The organism is Prevotella multiformis, assembly GCF_018127985.1.
Classification (GTDB): domain Bacteria; phylum Bacteroidota; class Bacteroidia; order Bacteroidales; family Bacteroidaceae; genus Prevotella; species Prevotella multiformis.
Genome location: NZ_CP072358.1, coordinates 757,237 through 773,289, shown reverse-complemented (window position 1 = coordinate 773,289; position 16,053 = coordinate 757,237). Strand labels below are relative to the sequence as shown.

General features: G+C 49.2%; 15 protein-coding genes. 6 read left to right on the top strand and 9 right to left on the bottom strand.

Translation table 11 applies throughout. The features are described from left to right. Positions 1 to 2: 2 nt before the first annotated feature. From J4864_RS09395 to J4864_RS09385, 3 genes are all read right to left on the bottom strand, one after another. A complete protein-coding gene (locus J4864_RS09395; RefSeq protein WP_211814684.1) occupies positions 3 to 638 on the bottom strand; it encodes a TetR/AcrR family transcriptional regulator in 636 nt (211 codons plus the stop codon). A 184-nt stretch (positions 639 to 822) separates the two neighbouring features. Beyond that, complete coding sequence (locus J4864_RS09390; protein WP_211814683.1) at positions 823 to 1,125, bottom strand: helix-turn-helix domain-containing protein; 303 nt, start codon at positions 1,123 to 1,125, stop codon at positions 823 to 825. Beyond that, on the bottom strand, positions 1,122 to 1,412 hold the full coding sequence (locus J4864_RS09385; protein WP_211814682.1) for a helix-turn-helix domain-containing protein: 291 nt from the start codon (positions 1,410 to 1,412) through the stop codon (positions 1,122 to 1,124). The genes J4864_RS09390 and J4864_RS09385 overlap by 4 nt, the downstream gene beginning before the upstream one ends. Before the next feature lie 471 nt (positions 1,413 to 1,883). Between J4864_RS09385 and J4864_RS09380 the strand changes: the two genes are divergently transcribed. From J4864_RS09380 to J4864_RS09355, 6 genes are all read left to right on the top strand, one after another. Beyond that, positions 1,884 to 3,320: a virulence-associated E family protein gene (locus tag J4864_RS09380; RefSeq protein WP_211815408.1), complete on the top strand. Its 1,437-nt coding sequence runs from the start codon at positions 1,884 to 1,886 to the stop codon at positions 3,318 to 3,320. Positions 3,321 to 3,501: 181 nt separating this feature from the next. Continuing rightward, positions 3,502 to 4,464: a DUF8464 domain-containing protein gene (locus J4864_RS09375; RefSeq protein ID WP_211814681.1), complete on the top strand. Its 963-nt coding sequence runs from the start codon at positions 3,502 to 3,504 to the stop codon at positions 4,462 to 4,464. A gap of 4 nt (positions 4,465 to 4,468) precedes the next feature. After that, positions 4,469 to 4,930: a DUF3408 domain-containing protein gene (locus J4864_RS09370; protein WP_045167643.1), complete on the top strand. Its 462-nt coding sequence runs from the start codon at positions 4,469 to 4,471 to the stop codon at positions 4,928 to 4,930. Positions 4,931 to 5,291: 361 nt separating this feature from the next. Beyond that, complete coding sequence (locus J4864_RS09365) at positions 5,292 to 5,723, top strand: plasmid mobilization protein (RefSeq protein WP_211814680.1); 432 nt, start codon at positions 5,292 to 5,294, stop codon at positions 5,721 to 5,723. Beyond that, complete coding sequence (locus J4864_RS09360) at positions 5,707 to 6,786, top strand: relaxase/mobilization nuclease domain-containing protein (RefSeq protein ID WP_211814679.1); 1,080 nt, start codon at positions 5,707 to 5,709, stop codon at positions 6,784 to 6,786. Before J4864_RS09365 ends, J4864_RS09360 begins: the two co-directional genes overlap by 17 nt. 1,295 nt (positions 6,787 to 8,081) lie before the next feature. Continuing rightward, a complete protein-coding gene (locus J4864_RS09355; protein ID WP_246479440.1) occupies positions 8,082 to 8,831 on the top strand; it encodes a hypothetical protein in 750 nt (249 codons plus the stop codon). Positions 8,832 to 9,588: 757 nt separating this feature from the next. Here the strand turns inward: J4864_RS09355 and J4864_RS09350 are convergent. The 6 genes from J4864_RS09350 to J4864_RS09325 all read right to left on the bottom strand — a co-directional run bounded on the left by J4864_RS09350 (position 9,589) and on the right by J4864_RS09325 (position 16,049). Beyond that, a complete protein-coding gene (locus J4864_RS09350; RefSeq protein ID WP_211814677.1) occupies positions 9,589 to 10,215 on the bottom strand; it encodes a hypothetical protein in 627 nt (208 codons plus the stop codon). Positions 10,216 to 10,242: 27 nt separating this feature from the next. After that, entirely contained in the window at positions 10,243 to 10,518 is a 276-nt protein-coding gene (locus J4864_RS09345; protein ID WP_211814676.1) for a conjugal transfer protein, read from the bottom strand. Between the two features lie 33 nt (positions 10,519 to 10,551). After that, positions 10,552 to 11,061: an STM3941 family protein gene (locus J4864_RS09340; protein ID WP_211814675.1), complete on the bottom strand. Its 510-nt coding sequence runs from the start codon at positions 11,059 to 11,061 to the stop codon at positions 10,552 to 10,554. Positions 11,062 to 11,067: 6 nt separating this feature from the next. Beyond that, positions 11,068 to 13,254 carry a Tex family protein gene (locus tag J4864_RS09335; protein ID WP_211814674.1) on the bottom strand — a complete coding sequence of 729 codons (2,187 nt, stop codon included), beginning with the start codon at positions 13,252 to 13,254 and terminating at the stop codon, positions 11,068 to 11,070. Further along, on the bottom strand, positions 13,244 to 13,819 hold the full coding sequence (locus tag J4864_RS09330) for a 50S ribosomal protein L19 (RefSeq protein ID WP_211814673.1): 576 nt from the start codon (positions 13,817 to 13,819) through the stop codon (positions 13,244 to 13,246). Before J4864_RS09330 ends, J4864_RS09335 begins: the two co-directional genes overlap by 11 nt. 88 nt (positions 13,820 to 13,907) lie before the next feature. Further along, a complete protein-coding gene (locus tag J4864_RS09325; protein WP_211814672.1) occupies positions 13,908 to 16,049 on the bottom strand; it encodes a M3 family metallopeptidase in 2,142 nt (713 codons plus the stop codon). Positions 16,050 to 16,053: the final 4 nt, after the last annotated feature.

Here is a 16,053-nt window from a genome sequence, read left to right as displayed (position 1 = left end):
TTTTATGGATTAATGAGTTCTCGCCATCCTGCTGTATTATAGCGTATATATTCAGACAAAACCTGTTTTGCCTCTTCTTTACGGATTTCTGGATTTGAGACAATCTCTCCGACGATTGTTACCCATGTAGAAGAGGAAATCCGAAAGAATAGTGACGAAACTTTTGTTTGTATTTGTGGATAGACTTTTTGCATTTGGTCAATATATTCTTTACTTATTGCAACTTGTTCTTTGATAAAATTTTCACGGAAAAATTCTACAGAAGTACCTTTTGATTCAAAGAGCAATAACTTTAATTCTTCTTTATACAAGAAAATTATTTTAAGCGTTTCTCTTAGCAAATCTTTTTGACTTTGTATAGAGAAACGAAGTTTGTCTATTTTGTTGGGTTCTATGCGATAGGAGGACAGCCTTCCATCCAAGACAGCAAGTAAAGGCCTAAGGACAGCATAAAAAATATCATCTTTTGTCTTAAAATAATTGTATATATTACCTAAGACAACTCCTGATTTTGCAGAAATTGTTCGCATCGAAGTTTTTCTAAAACCATTTTTAATAAATTCATTGCGGGCAGCTGTGACAATTCTGTTTCTTATATCTTCTTTTAATATTTTCATTACTATTTTATTAACGGACATCGTTCAATTTTGTTCATAAAAAAAGCGTACTGTTTAAAAACAGTACGCTCCTTTTATTGTTGCCTTTATGCGGCTGTGTGATATTTTTTATCATTAATTCAATTTTGGATACAAAGGTATGGGAAGAATTCTATACTGGCAATACTTATTAATAAGTATTTTTAATCGAATTATAATACTAAACTCAAATGGACTTAAAATAGTAATTCTCCTCCAACATCCTTTCCAAGTCCGAAGCTTTGTAGAGTATCTTCCCTGCAAACTGCGTGTAGGGAATAATCTTCCTGTCTCGGTAGTCCTGCAAGGTACGGGGACTGATATACAGCCGCTCGCACACTTCCTTACCCGTGAGGAAAAGTTCGCCTGCAAAGAGTGGCTTGTGTGTCTGTGCCACTTCCACAATCCGTTTTCCCACACCTCTCAATGCCGAGACAACCAGCTGCATCTCGTCCGTTTCCATGTTCAAATCTTTTGCTGTTTCCATCATATCATTTTGTTTTTAGGTTTGTTCGATTTCGTAAGGAGCAATACTTCCACATCCTCGCGCTTGTAATAGCACTTGTGCCCGATTTGCGTAAACGGCAGCACACCCGTATCACGATAATGCTGCAAGGTGCGCTTGCTGATGTTCAGCAGCCGGCACACATCTCCGTTGTGCAGCCAGTCCGTGTACTTGCTTTTTTCTCCAAATGCCTTGTGGCAACTCTCGGCAAGGCTCAAGATTTCATCTCGAAGCTTTGCCCAATTGGTTTCTGTAATGATGTAATAGTTCATAATTTTATATTGTTTGTTGTCTCAGGTCTTTCCAGTTTCCATCGGCAAAGATAATGGCGTGCGTACACCTCTCAAAGCCGTGGGGAACAGCAGGGAAGTATCGGGAACAATCGGGAAAAGAGCAATCCGTTTCATCGGTTCGCATTTGCGTTTTCCTGCCCCGTCTTTTTTCTTTCATTGCAAAGACAATGCAAGCGAGTGCAGAGGAAAGTTCACTTATCCTTTGCCGAGCGCAGCTTGTCTTATGCAAAATTAATATCGGGCATTTCTTATTCCATCACTTTTCATTCAAGTGGCAGCTTGTGACGCTATAACAAGGACAAAAGAGACAGATGGATGTTCTTGCCACTGCACAACTGAGGTTAATAAGGTAATCAAAGCAAAAGAGTGCATCTGAGGGTAAACAACGACATCCGTATTTCTACTAACCTATCTTTCCTGTCATCCATTTTTTGCTTAATGAGGCGATAAATACTCTTCTTGCCTGCCCGTTTACCTAAGAATTTTGCAGCATACAGACGCAACATTATGCAAGAAGGCTCTGAATGCTTGGAAGTTGCGCATTCTCACCCTAACTTCACTCTTGGAAACCAATTCAATGGAATAATGAAAAAGAACGCAGATGCAGGCAATATAGACAACAGAAGAAATCCTCATCGCAGGGGTAGTTCATCCAAGAACGCAGAGATAGAAACCTACCTCTCCACACACTATGAGTTCAGATACAATACAGTATTGGGTAGAACCGAATACCGAAGTAGGAACAGCGGCATATTTACAAAAGTCGGTCGTTATGAAATCAATACGCTCCGCAGGGAACTTGATTGCGATGAAGGCATCGTAACTTCTTCCGATAATCTCTACTCTATCATCGAGAGCAGTTTTTCTCCGCGCATCAATCCTGTGCAGGAGTATTTAAAAGGGTTGCCATTGATAGATATAGGCGATAGCAGTAGCTGTGATGATGCCGGTTGCAGGGATAGTAATGTGTCTTCTTTTTCACCGAAAGCGATTCCCAATTTGGCAAGCTGCGTGGTTGTCCGTAATTCTAACAAATGGTTGCCGTATCTTACCAAATGGCTTGTGGCGGCGGTCGCCAACGCAATTGACGACCGCGAGTGCCGCAACCACACCTGCCTTGTGCTGACAGGTGAGCAGGGCAAGTTCAAGACCACGTTCCTTGACCTGCTCTGTCCGCCAGCACTGCATGGTTACAGCTACACGGGCAAGATATATCCACAGGAGAAGGATACACTCACCTATATCGGTCAGAACCTTATCGTAAACATAGACGACCAGCTAAAAGCCCTCAATAAGCGGGACGAGAATGAGCTGAAAAACCTCATCACCTGTCCGATGGTCAAGTACCGTATGCCGTATGACAAGTACGTGGAGGAGCATCCCCACTTGGCAAGCTTTGTGGCATCAGTGAACGGCAATGACTTTCTTACAGACCCGACAGGCAGCAGAAGGTTTCTGCCCTTTGAAATTCTATCCATAGACGTAGAGAAAGCCAAGCGTATTTCAATGGATAATGTCTATGCAGAGGCCAAAGCCCTGTTAAAGTCAGGCTTTCGCTATTGGTTTGACGATGAAGAGATAGCCGAACTATACAGGGAGAGTGAAGACTTTCAGGTACAGACCGCTGAGATGGAACTCTTGTTGCGTTGTTTTGAAAAGCCAGCGGAGGACGAAAACTGTTCGTTAATGACCACTACGGAGATACTCACCTATTTGGGTATTTATACCCACCAGCCACTTGTTGCCAAGCGTATGGGCGAAGCCTTGAAGAAAGCAGGATACATAAAGGTGAGCAAACGAAGAAACGGAGGTAGCCCCATCTATGTCTACAAGATTAGGAAAATCCTACCCTGCCCGCTCCTTCAAACTTGTAGTAGCCAAATGTAGTAGTATGTGTAGTATCGTCTTATACTACAAAGTAATACTGATTATCAATCACTTAGCACAAAATAGTATGTAGTAAGAAGAAAGATGAAAAACTTTGGAGGGGAAAACTTTGGAAACGGTAAAACCATAAAAACAGACAAACATAAATAATTATCATTTAACCCATTAAAGTATCAAAACAATGAAAGAAGAAGATTTATCACTTATCAAGCGATATTCCATTGTGGAGTATCTCGAAAGGAAAGGTATCAGGCCTGTCCGCAAAACACCGACCTATGCCATGTACCGTTCACCGCTCAGAGAGGAAACGCATCCGAGTTTCAAGGTGGACACGGAAAAGAACCTTTGGATAGACTATGCCGAAAGCAGAGGTGGAAGTATCATAGACCTTTGTATGCGCTTGGAGGACTGCACGCTATCTGAAGCCATCTGCCGTTTGGGGCAGAACGCTTCCGATAATACAGCGCACAGCTATTCAAAGACTGAACCCCGTATTGGTCTCAACCAGACAACTACAAGACAAGCAAGCGGAACAAGGAGACTGATAAGCATATCAGACACCTTGCCGCCGCACCTGCAGGAGTATCTCAAAAAGGAACGCTGTATTAATTTAGAAAAGGCAACACCATTTCTCAAATGTATCAGTTACGAGGTAAGAGGAAGAAGATATGAAGCTATAGGCTTTGCCAATTCTTCGGGTGGTTATGAACTACGGGACAATCATTTGTTTAAGGGAACAGTCGCCCCGAAAGACATCACCCCGATATTTGAGAACAAGGCGCAACCTGTCTACCTATTCGAGGGATTTATGGACTTTCTCTCTTTTCTTTCAATGAAAGGGGAAGTAACCAACCAATGCCTTGTGATGAATTCCGTGAGTAATGTTGTAAGAAGTATTCACTACCTGAACAAAAGAAATATAACCTCTGTTCGTGCTTTTTTTGATAATGACGATGCAGGTCGAAAAGCTGTGCAGGAATTTGTAAACACAGGTTTTAAGGTAGAAGATATGGCAGTGTATTATAGAGACTTCAAAGACCTCAACGAGTTTCATGTCAGTCGTGTCCGTGAGCAACAGAAAAAGTTGGAGAAAACTCCCAATACAAGTAACAAAAGAAAACAAGTCAAACTTAAAATAAGATAGAGGTATGGAAAAGAAAACAGTCAGCAAAGAGGAAATGGAAAATACCATCAGGAAATCTTTCAGTATGAGCCAAGCTGAAAGTTCAAGTGAACAAACTGTAGCTGAATTTCGGGCAAAGGGAATGAAAAATATTCAAGAGCAAAAACAACAAGAAACAGAACATGCCATAGAACAGCCCACGCCATCCGAACCTGCACAGCATACTGAGCATGCAACCGTTCAAAAACGCATCAGTGCCAAGATGAGGAAAGAGACACTCGACGCATACAAGCAGGCGTTCCTTGTTCCAACAAAGCTAAGTGAGAGAAAGGCGGTTTACCTGAGCAGGGAGACACAGGAACGTGCGGACTTCATTGTCCGTAGGTTGGGTGACAAGGGTTCCAACGTGTCGAGCTTTATCGAAAACCTTGTGCGCATCCATTTGGAGGAATACGGTGAGGATGTAGAGAAATGGAGAAAACTGTGAACCTCAAGAAAAAGGTTGACGGTTTTCAGAAAAAGGGACGTTCCTTTCACTCAAAATCCTCGACCGTTTTAGGGTAGTACCGATAACAGTTTTTTGCTGAATACATTGAACGGAGGGAATACCACGAACGCAGTTAGATACTGAATGCACGGCATTCGTTTTTGGACGGCAAAACGCTTTATGCATAAACGTTTCGTTAGCTGACATTGCAAGACGTCAGTTTGTACCCACAAACTGCGCTTGCTCCCCTCGTTTAATTGTCGGGGAGATTAGACCGTAATCACTCCGTTCTCATCGGTCAGTGTTCAGAAATTAAGCAATAACAAATCATCTACGATGATTAACTTTCAAAGAAACTTATATGAACAGATATAATAGAAAGACTGCCAAATGGCAGCAACAGAATAAGGAAAAGCAGAAGATGAACAAGACGGAGTTCATCAAGATAAGATGTACAAGAGAGGAGAAGCAGCGTATTAGGTCAAAGGCGGAAAGCACGGGACGGAAGTTCTCGGAATACTGCCGTGAAATGATCCTTAATGGCGAAGTGGTAGCTGTTTCTAAGATGACAGACTATGAGAGGGAAGCCATTGCCATACTCCAGCATACGGGAAAGTTCTATGGGCAGATTTCCAACCTTATTAAAGTCAAGGATGAGAGATGGGTACATATCACACAGAACCTTTCGCTATGTGCCAAAGAAGCATTTAAGCGATTTTACGACCCGCATTTTCGTGTGGACGACGAAATATATAAGGTCTTAAATATGTCGAGAGATGATAGGAAAATGTAAGGCGATAGCGCATGGCAGCACGGCTTTGGATTATATTTTCAGAGAGGGAAAGCTCGGTAATCGGCTTGCCTTCCACAATCTTTGCAGCAGAGAACCGAAAGCAATCTATGAGGAAATGAAAGTGGTCAGCGATTATAACAGTCGTTGCAGAAACAAGTTCCTCCGCATTGAAATCGGTATCGCACCACAAGACGAGAAGGAACTGCCCGTATCTGAACTTATGAGGATAGCCCATCTGTTTGCCAAACAAATGGGACTTGACAACCACCAATGGGTAGCGGTAACACACAAGGATACCGATAACAGACACATCCATATCATTGTCAACCGCATCAGCCTGTATGGAGACGTCTATGATACTACCTTTGTGAGCAACAGGGCAGCAAGAGTGGCGGAGGAAATAAGCCGCTCGAAAGGTTTGACCATTGCAAAGGAAGTAAAGGCTGAAAGGATGTATCAAAAAGCAAAATCCAATCCGACGAGAGAGCAAACAAAGAAAGAATTACAGCAAATCTATTATGCCTTGTTGGACAAAAATAAAGGCGGTGGCATATCAGGGCACTCCATGTTTCTCTTCGAATTGAACAAGAACAACATTATCATAGAGCGCATGAAGAACAAACAGGGAAAAATCTATGGTTTGAAGTTCTCCTACTGTGGCCAGACATTCAAGGCTTCCGAAATCGGCAGAGAGTTCGGATACCACTCTTTGCAAAAGAACTTTGAAGTAGCCAATAAAGCCGAGACAAAGGAGACGATAACAAAAGCTCACACAATAGCAGACAAGACTACAAAGAATAAAGTTCAATCAGACACAGGCTATCAACTTGTTCCTCCCAGTCGTTCATACATACCGCCTACAAAAACAAACGAAAGTTCAGCCATTGCACAAGCCGTAGGAAATGTAGCAAGCACTGCCTTGAATGCAGCCGAAGAAATGATTTCGGGGGCAGGTGGACTTATTAATCCACAGACACACGGTGATGATTATGCAGAGATGGCTTGGCAACGAAAACTCAGAAGCCAAGCCAAGAAAAAGAAGAAAAGAGGAAGAGGTATATAAAAGCTAGCTCTTCTCTATTTCCAATCACCAAAAAACTCAATGATGACACAAATGAACGAAAGTCTTATCAAAAACGCTTGTTATTCAAAGTAAATGATTATCTTTGCAAATAGAATAACAAGCGTTCTTTGTTGATGTAGAAATATGCGATTAATAGTACTTCGCTCGTTTCCAAATCGTTACCTGTTTAGTTATGCTAACGAGGTAACTTCTTTATTTTCAATTAGATACATTTTAGAAATCATCTTGCAGTGTATTTAATTTAAGAACCAAAACTGTCAACTAAATCCAGTACACTGCAGTGCTGATTCCTGACACCGACCATGCTGATTCCTGACACCGCCCGTTCTGATTCCAGGCAGTGATCGTGCTGTCGGTAAGCACCGGACGCATGGATGGCGCACACGTTTGCGATTCGCAGTCTGGATGGGGACGACTTGCGGCGACTTGCGATGAACGGCGAAGGCCGATGTACTTTCTCTGGTGCAGGCAGTTTCTCCAAAGACCCTTCGGGCTTGTCGGTTGAATGTTCTGACGTATGGAAATCCGCGAACTTTAAGTGTTGCCGGACGGTGATAGGAAAATCAGTTGAGGTGTGTTCTAAGATTCCACACCGGATAGCGGTCGGCGAGGGTGCGTTGATGCGAGGGCATCGTCGCCGCCATGTGTCTTTCGTGCGAATGCGGATTATCCGCTGTCCGCTCTTGCAGACATTGTGATTTTCGCTTTTATACGGCATCTTCAGCTTTCTCTTCCGGTCGTTCGGGTCTCTGTGCTTTTAAGAAGAAAGCAGAATCTGCCGCCTGAAAGGAAAAATTCATCAGCGGTATCTTTAGGATCTGCCGCTGTTGCTGCCCGTGCTTTTCCTCCTGCGCCGTTACGGTTTTTCTACAAAGCTGACCGGGGAGGCAGGGGAGACTCGAAAGGGAGAAGAGGAAGAAGAAAAAGAAAAGGAAGAAGGAAAAGAAGAGGGAGAACGGAAAGATGGGACAGGAGCAGGGAACGGACAGGAGTCGAAAACGGAAAGGAGTAGGGAACGGACAGGAGCAGGGATCGGACAGGAGTAGGGAACGGACAGGAGTAGGGAACGGAAAGGAGCAGGGAACGGAAAGGAGGAGGGAAACAAGAACTTTCTTTCAATAAGATGGCTGTATTATCAGAATATCCATTAAATTTGCATCTGCAGGGCGGCCTTTCGTCTACGGTTTGTCCGTCAATGCGTGAGGCCGGAGTCTCTGCGTGTCGGGAAGGCAGGTACGAGGGAGACCCTGCGGTATTTAAAAGACAGTATGGGCATGAGTGCAGGCAGATGGTTCAGCTATTTCGTATCGCTCCTCTTCTTCTATATGGGGGCGGGGCAGACCGTCTGCGCCCAATATCCTCCTGTCCGGGACTCTGTCCGGGACTCTGTCTGCTGCCTGTCCGCACAGGATTCCGCATTATCGGAGGCCGTCGTCCGGGCGACAGAGGGGCAGACTGCGTGCCGTGTGTCTATCGGGCACGGCGGTGCTCCCGCCGAATGTTTCCTCAAGGGCTGGTCGAAAGACATCATACTGAGGCTGCCGAAAGGGAAAAGGCCTGCCCCCGGAACCTATCTGAAAAGAAGGTATATAAGGCGGCATCTGAAATCTTTCAGGCGTGGAGCCTCCTGTATCGTTTCCAAGGAACTGTTAGACCGTCATGGCGGGGACTCTATCGGGAAGTCGGACAACAGCCAGTTCGTCATGACAAAGGCCGAGATGGACAGCGTCTTGTTGATAAGTCATGGTGATTTGTCTCTGATAGAACGCGAACTGGGGATTCCTCCCGGCGCCTGGGACGGCAGGGTCCTGGTGCGGATCGACATCCCTGCGCCCAGGAAACTGAGGTTGAGGATGCCGTCGGGGAATGAAGCCGGGGCGAATGCGTTATGGATTCCCGGAGGTTTCCTGCCGACGGGATTCAAAGAGGCCGTCATCGACAGGATTCCCAAGGGCAGATACACGGCTTCTCTGATTGAGGCCGTGAGGCGGAAAGTCTCCTCCGGCGCCTTCTTCAGGAGGTAGGGGTATTCCTGTACGATCTTGCGTATATTACGAAACCGCTGCAAAACTCTGTTTGTCCCGGAACCGCATATTTGATCATCAACAGGTTACGCTTTCCGAGGATCCCTATAAGGGAGTCCTGCTTCGGTCTCATCACAGGCTTCAGATGTTCTTTTAAGATAATGTCTCAAGAGAGGCCTGTCTCCCCTCTGCGCCTTTGCTGAATCTTGCCGGTAGAAACCGGCAGTCAGCCCGGGAGGTGGCGCGCTCATGATTCATCCGGTCAGTGCAGGGAGTTATGGGAGGGTCACTGGCAGACAGTCCGGCTTCGGGTCCGGGCGCTGGATGGCGGTCGGCCGGTTCTGTGTTTGATGGATACCGGCGTCCGCTCGGATTCGTTCGGATGGGAAAGGGTGCGGCTTGTCGTTCTGGTTCTTCCGGAATAGGGAGTGACAAAGCAGGCCTGCTACATAATAAGGTACACGGAGAAGCGGAGGGAAAAGGCTGTCACGGAAGTGCCGGCGGCACAAAAGAGCGACAGAGAAGTAACGTAAGGGTTTCTTTTGTTTTTGGATAAACGCCATTCATCATTCTCACCGGCAAATGCCCTGATAAAACTCTCCGATGACCTCCGTTGCCCATGCGCCGGCGTTGCCTCCGCTCTATGGTTTTTACCTCCGTCCGCTCTCTGCCTCTGTGTGATATTCCATCAAAGTCATCTGCGCACGGGACAGACCTCATCACGCCAGATCCCTGGAGATTCGATTCATAATTCCTGTCACTTTTTCTGGAAGCCGTGCAGACCTATCCGCCAGAGAAGCCATACGGAGAGAGCGGTCAGCAGGAGGCATAGGACGCCGGCGATGGCATAGGCGGTTTTTCTCTGTTCCCAGTAATAGGTGCTGTTGTCAACAAGGTGGATGGTGGAAGGGCTGATATGTCTTGTAAGTTCCTGATAGGTAAGGCTGTCAGTATGGGCTCCGTTCTTCAGGTTGAAGATGAAGTAGCTTCCGTCTGCCTTTCCGATGACGGAATCGCCAAGAACTTGCAGGTGTGTGACTTCCGATACCAGCACTTCGCCGCAGGGATCGTCTTTCCTGCAGATGCCTCCGTTTTCGGGCGCGTCCGTGCTGGCAAGTTCGTAATGATTCTTCAGCGCTGCGCTCCAGCTGTCGCCAATACCTATATCCGTCCCGAGGATGACCGCTATGACAACCATACATACGAAGCTGCCTGCGGCATAGGTGCAGAGGGCTGTTCCCGGCGTGAGGAAACAGAGGAGCATCTTTCTTTTCCTCTGTCTTTTGCAGAGGAGACAGGAAAACGGAAGCGTCAGCAGGCCTGATGCCAGGGACAGCAGCAGGATGGCGACGATCCAGAAAGCAAGAACAAGCATCATTCCCATAGGTCGGTCTGTTGATTTCAAGGGGGGTTACATTGCCGTCCGTTTCCCCTTGATGTACTTGAAAATGATGTGTGCCACGGTTGAGAGGATGTACATCAGGTTGAGCACAAGGAGGCAAAACCACCATGTGAGTCCTGCCCCGTTTTCTGAACGAAAGAAGAAGAGATAGTAGAGCGGGAGAGAGTAACCTGACAGTACGATAGCAGACAAGACACCTGTTCCTTTCTGACGGCTGAATATCTGATAGAGGGTGAGGAGTGCGCAGATGATGGAACTGATGTAGAGTAATCTGTCTTCATCCATATTATAGAGGTTAATGCTGACTGTCGGGAGTTGTTATCGGTTATGGCATTGATGTTCCGCCAGGTTCAGTCTGCACAGTGCAAGTGCTTCCTCTGCCCGTCCATCCATCATACAGGCCGGGAAGGAGTAGATGGCGTTGATGGTCTTCAGGTTATACTCCATGGTCTTGCGTTTTATCCACGAAGGTTCGTTTGCGATAACCTTTTCAGGATCTTTCATCTGGATGGTTATCAACCTGTTGCCTTTAAAACGTATGAGGGCGAAGCCGGCAATCTCGTTCCATGGTATTTCCCTGGCTCCGCAGATGGAGATGCCTCTGTCGGTAAATTCTATTTCTTTCTTATGGTTTATGCGGAGCTTTACCTTTTTACAAGCCATGAACAAACCGCCCCCGCCGAAGAAGATGATGGACAGGATGCCGGCAAGTCTTGTCTTCCAGAGCGGATACATTGCGGTGGGCGCTTCTGCGGTAAGGAGCCATACGCCCAGGACGGTAAATGCGATGCAGCCTGAGTAAACAAGGATTTTCTTTGTCTGATTCATATATTTTTATTGTTTGATATTCTTCATGCTCAGTCCGATCCTTTTGCGCCGCATATCGACTTCTACGACACGGACGCGGACGTGCTGATGGAGGCGGACGACCTGCGTGGGGTCGGCGACGAAGCGGTCGGCGAGCCGGGAGATGTGGACCAGTCCGTCCTGGTGGACTCCGATGTCGACGAAAGCCCCGAAATCGGTGATGTTCGTCACGATGCCCGGGAGTTCCATCCCCACGGTGAGGTCGCCGGGGGTGTGGATGTTCTTGTCGAACTCGAAGGCCTCGACCGCTCCGCGCGGGTCACGTCCGGGCTTTTCCAGTTCACCGAGGATGTCTTTCAGGCTGGGCAGCCCGATGCGGTCTGTGACGTATCTGTCGAGCCGGATGTTCCTGCGGAGTCCGGGAGAGGCGATGAGTTCTTTTATCGTACAGCCTTGGTCCCTGGCCATCTGCCCGACGATGGGATAGCTCTCCGGATGTACGGCGGAATTGTCGAGTGGGTTCTCGGCATTGTCGATGCGCAGGAAGCCGGCACACTGCTGGTAGGCCGTTTCGCCGAGGCGCTTCACCTTCCTGAGCTGTGTCCGGGAGGTGAAGGGGCCGTGCTCCCGCCGGTAGTCTACGATGTTCCCGGCCAGTGCGGGTCCCAGTCCGCTGACGTAGGCAAGCAGGTGCCGGGAGGCCGTGTTGAGGTTGACCCCCACCTGGTTGACACAACTCATCACCGTCTGGTCGAGTGAACGCTTAAGCTTTGATTGGTCGACATCGTGCTGATATTGTCCTACACCGATACTCTTCGGGTCAATCTTCACGAGTTCAGCGAGTGGGTCCATCAGCCGTCTACCGATAGATATGGCTCCACGTGTGGTCACATCCTCGTCCGGGAACTCCTCACGGGCCGCGGGAGAGGCGGAATAGATGGAGGCGCCGTCCTCACTTACCACATATTTTAAGATGTTTCCAAAGTTATTTGCCGAATTTTGGAGAATATTACTAATGAATGTTTCAGACTCCCTGCTTGCCGTACCATTACCAATGGCAATCGCCTCAATCCTGTACGTGCTTATCATCCTCTGCAGGGCTTCCGCGGCTTGTCTGGCCTGATTGCGGGGAGGATGGGGATAGATGACCTCGTGATGGAGGAGGTTGCCCTGTCCGTCCAGGCAGGCGATCTTGCATCCGTTGGCAAATCCCGGGTCGAGGGCGAGGACGCGCTTCTGGCCGAGCGGCGGGGAGAGGAGCAGCTGGCGGAGGTTCTCGGCGAACACCTTGATGGCCTCTTCGTCGGCACGCTCCTTGCTCAAGGCGGCAAATTCGTTTTCAATGCTCGGATTGATAAGACGTCTGAAGGAGTCTTCAACGGCTTGGCTGACGAGGGTCTGACAGGCTCCGTGTCCACGTACAAACTGTCGGGTGAGCTTGCGGATACATTCCTCGCCGTCAATCGTGATGCTTACACGCAGGATGCCCTGTGCCTCGCCTCGCCGCATGGCAAGCAGGCGGTGGCTGTTGCATCGGCGGAGCGGTTCGGAGAAGTCGAAGTAATCAGCGAACTTCTGCGCCTCGTCGGTGTCCTGCATCTTCTTGACGACCTTCGATGTGATGACGGCCTCCCGCCGGTAAGCGGCCCGGACGGTGTTGCGTGCCTGCTGGTTCTCGGAAACGATCTCTGCGATGATGTCCGAAGCCCCCGCGAGGGCTGTGCCGGCATCCTTGATGTCGCCCTTGACGAATCGTCCGGCACATTCCCCGGGATGCTGTTCACGCTGGAGGAGGAGCAGGGTAGCCAGGGGTTCCAGTCCCTGCCCGCGTGCGATCTGTGCCCGTGTGCGCCGTTTCGGCTTGTAGGGGAGGTAGATGTCCTCCAGTTCCGCGGCGTCCATGCACGCCCGGACCTGCTTCTCGAGCGCCGTTGTCAGCTTCCCTTGCTCACGGATGGTCTTGACGACCGTCTCTTTCCGTCTGCCAAGTTCCTCCAGCCGTTCATTGAGTTCGCTTATATTGGTTATCTGGACCTCGTCAAGATTCCCCGTCCGCTCCTTACGATAGCGGGAAATGAAGGGAATCGTACAGCCCTCATCGAGTAAGGTGAGAACGGCCGATACGCTTTGGAGAGGGAGGGAAAGCGAGCGGGAGATGAAGGAAGCCCCCTGCGGCTTCTCTTTTGTGTTTTTGAGAACGCTGTTATCTTTCATTTCTGTTCTTTGTCTTGATGACGATTGCCGGGTGTTTTTCCAGCCGCGGATCGTTTGCGTAAGTAAGGATGTCGGCAGAGACTATGTCCGTGGACTTGATGCCCCTTGGCAATGCCTCCGTCATACGTTGGGGTGAGAGCTTATAATCAATGATGGTCAACTTTTTCCGGGGTTTCCTCGGTTTTCCGTTTATTACCCACTGCAGCTCTGCAAGGGAGTTGGTTCTTATGATGATGATGTCTTCGGGCGGCTTGCAGAATGTGGTGTTTTTACCTTTCTTTATCTGCTCTTCTGCCGGGAATGTCTGTATGGATTCGATGGCTTGGGGCGGAATAAGTCCCAGTCTATGTGAAACGATCTGTCTGGCAGAATCCGAGCGCATCTCGGTGACGGTGACATGCAGGAGGGAGTCGGGTAAGGGTATGCCGTCAATGACGCATAGGCTCTGGGCACGTGTGGCGAGGGCCAAGAAGAAGATGAAAAAAAGAAGAAGAACCCCTCCCCCTTGCCCCTCCCCCGAAGGGAGGGGAGTGATATGTCCTGTTGATTGCGGTTTGCTTTTCATTGCAGTTTTTATTTTTGGCAAGTGAGAGTAATCACTCCCCTCCCTTCGGGGGAGGGGTACGGGGGAGGGGCTGCAGGGGGGTGAGGCATTACATCCCCCTCGCCTTGAGCAATCCCTTTGTATCAGGCGCCTTCAGCCCAGTGAAGTCGGAGAAAATCGTCATCAGGTCGCAGGTGTTGCCGCGTGAGAGAATCTTCCGGCGGAAGTCATCACCCACCTTGCGTGTCAGGGCACCGTGAGCCTCGAAGTAGTCGGCGATGTTCACGGCCAGCACCTCGCTCCACAGATAGCTGTAATAACCAGCTGCATATCCTCCGCCCCAGATGTGGTTGAAGTAAGAGGCAGAGTAGCGTGGAGGAATCTGATTGTTCAGCAGGCCGATTTCAGCCAGCGCCTTCTTCTCGAAGGCCGGCGCCTCTTCGGCTGTCGGAGCCTCGGAAGGTGTGAGGCAATGCCATGCCATATCCACACAGGTGGCAGCAAGGTTCTCGCCCAGTGCGTAAGCCGAAAGGAAGTTGAGCGAGCCGAGCATCTTCTCACGCAGGGCGTCCGGCATCGGTTCGTTGGTCTTGTAATGGCGTGCATAGTGGTTGAACACCTCCGGTATGCTTGCGAACGACTCATTGAACTGTGACGGCATCTCCACGAAGTCACGTGATACGGACGTACCGCTGAGCGTGTTGTACTTACAGTTAGAAAGCATCCCATGCAGGGCGTGTCCGAACTCGTGGAACATCGTCTGTGTCTCGTCCCATGTAAGGAGTGTCGGCTGACCTTCCGGTGCCTTGGCGAAGTTGCATACGTTGTAGACCAGCGGCTTCTGCTGGCGGTCGCCGCTCTGCTTGAGGAAGGCGCTCATCCACGCCCCTCCGCGCTTTGTCGGGCGGCGGAAGTAATCACAGTAGAACAGCGCCAGCTGCCTGCCGTCGGCATCCATCACGTCAAACACCTTCATGTCCTTGTGATAGGTAGGAATATCCTTGCGCTCGCGGAAGCTGAGGCCGTAGACACGGTGAGCAGCATAGAAGATGCCGTTCACGAGCACGGAGTCAAGGTTGAAGTAAGGCTTCACGTCATCATCAGAGAAGCTGCACTGGTCCCTCTTCATCTTTGCCGAATAATAGAAGCGGTCGTAGGGCTGGAGACGGAAGTCTGCGCCCTCTGTCTTCTGTGCATACTCCTCGATGGCCTTTGTCTGCGCTTCCGACTTTGGCCTGTATGCCTCGATCATCTGGCGCAGGAAGGCATAGACGTTGTCTGTGTTCTTCGCCATAGCCCTCTCGAGCGAGTAGGAAGCATAGTTCTTGTATCCCATCAGCTGTGCCTTCTCCGCACGCAGACGGGCAATCTTCACGATGACGGGGAAGGCGTTGTAAGCCCCCGTGCCGTCCGTACGGTGGATGGAAGCGTTATAGACACGCTCGCGCAGGGCGCGGTTCTCAAGGCTTGCGAGGACAGGCTGCTGCGTAGTGTTTGTAATCACGATGCAGTAAGGCGCCTTGCCGCCGCGGCTTTCGGCGTCCTTCCTGCACTGGGCGATTCCGGTCCCGCTGAGTCCTGCCAGCTCCTTCACATCGCTGACCCACACGGTGGCCTCGTTGGCAGCCTTTGGAAGCATATTGCCGAACTCCTGCTGAAGTTTCGCCAGTTCCTTGTTGATTTCCTGCATGCGTGCCATCTTCTCCTTCGGGAGCAGGGCACCGGCGTGGGTGAAGTCCTTGTAGATGACTTCCAGCAGCTTCTTGTCCTCGCCCTTGAGCGTCTTGTATTCGTGGTCGTAGACATACTTGATGCGCCGGAAGAACTTCTGGTTGAACTTTGTCTCGTTCTCAAACTCCGACATCAGCGGACCGATACTTTCCTGCGCCTTTTCAATCTCAGGCGTCTTGTCAGCTGATACCAGCGCATAGAAAATATTTGAAATACGCTCCAGGTCCTTCCCGCTCCGCTCGTAAGCCAGGATGGTATTTGCGAAGGTAGGCTTCTGCTTGTTGTCGGCAATCTTCTTTATCTCCGCTCTCTGCTCATCGATGGCTGCCTTGATGGCAGGGAGATAGTCCTCATCCTTGATACGGCTGAAGTCGGGAGCATTGAAAGGTAGTGTACTCTGTTTCATAAGCGAATTCGTGACCGTCTGTGTGGTCTTGGATCCTGCGTTCTGCGCCTGACCCGTCAGTGCCGTGCAGGCAAGCCCTGCGGCAAGCACGACATTCTTGAGGTTCTGTTTCATATCT

Bases quoted from the DNA above. Each gene is read 5' to 3' on its own strand.
- J4864_RS09395 (WP_211814684.1), bottom strand. From the start codon at position 638: ATGTCCGTTAATAAAATAGTAATGAAAATATTAAAAGAAGATATAAGA.
- J4864_RS09390 (WP_211814683.1), bottom strand. From the start codon at position 1,125: ATGATGGAAACAGCAAAAGATTTGAACATGGAAACGGACGAGATGCAG.
- J4864_RS09385 (WP_211814682.1), bottom strand. From the start codon at position 1,412: ATGAACTATTACATCATTACAGAAACCAATTGGGCAAAGCTTCGAGAT.
- J4864_RS09375 (WP_211814681.1), top strand. From the start codon at position 3,502: ATGAAAGAAGAAGATTTATCACTTATCAAGCGATATTCCATTGTGGAG.
- J4864_RS09370 (WP_045167643.1), top strand. From the start codon at position 4,469: ATGGAAAAGAAAACAGTCAGCAAAGAGGAAATGGAAAATACCATCAGG.
- J4864_RS09365 (WP_211814680.1), top strand. From the start codon at position 5,292: ATGAACAGATATAATAGAAAGACTGCCAAATGGCAGCAACAGAATAAG.
- J4864_RS09360 (WP_211814679.1), top strand. From the start codon at position 5,707: ATGATAGGAAAATGTAAGGCGATAGCGCATGGCAGCACGGCTTTGGAT.
- J4864_RS09355 (WP_246479440.1), top strand. From the start codon at position 8,082: ATGAGTGCAGGCAGATGGTTCAGCTATTTCGTATCGCTCCTCTTCTTC.
- J4864_RS09350 (WP_211814677.1), bottom strand. From the start codon at position 10,215: ATGGGAATGATGCTTGTTCTTGCTTTCTGGATCGTCGCCATCCTGCTG.
- J4864_RS09345 (WP_211814676.1), bottom strand. From the start codon at position 10,518: ATGGATGAAGACAGATTACTCTACATCAGTTCCATCATCTGCGCACTC.
- J4864_RS09340 (WP_211814675.1), bottom strand. From the start codon at position 11,061: ATGAATCAGACAAAGAAAATCCTTGTTTACTCAGGCTGCATCGCATTT.
- J4864_RS09335 (WP_211814674.1), bottom strand. From the start codon at position 13,254: ATGAAAGATAACAGCGTTCTCAAAAACACAAAAGAGAAGCCGCAGGGG.
- J4864_RS09330 (WP_211814673.1), bottom strand. From the start codon at position 13,819: ATGAAAAGCAAACCGCAATCAACAGGACATATCACTCCCCTCCCTTCG.
- J4864_RS09325 (WP_211814672.1), bottom strand. From the start codon at position 16,049: ATGAAACAGAACCTCAAGAATGTCGTGCTTGCCGCAGGGCTTGCCTGC.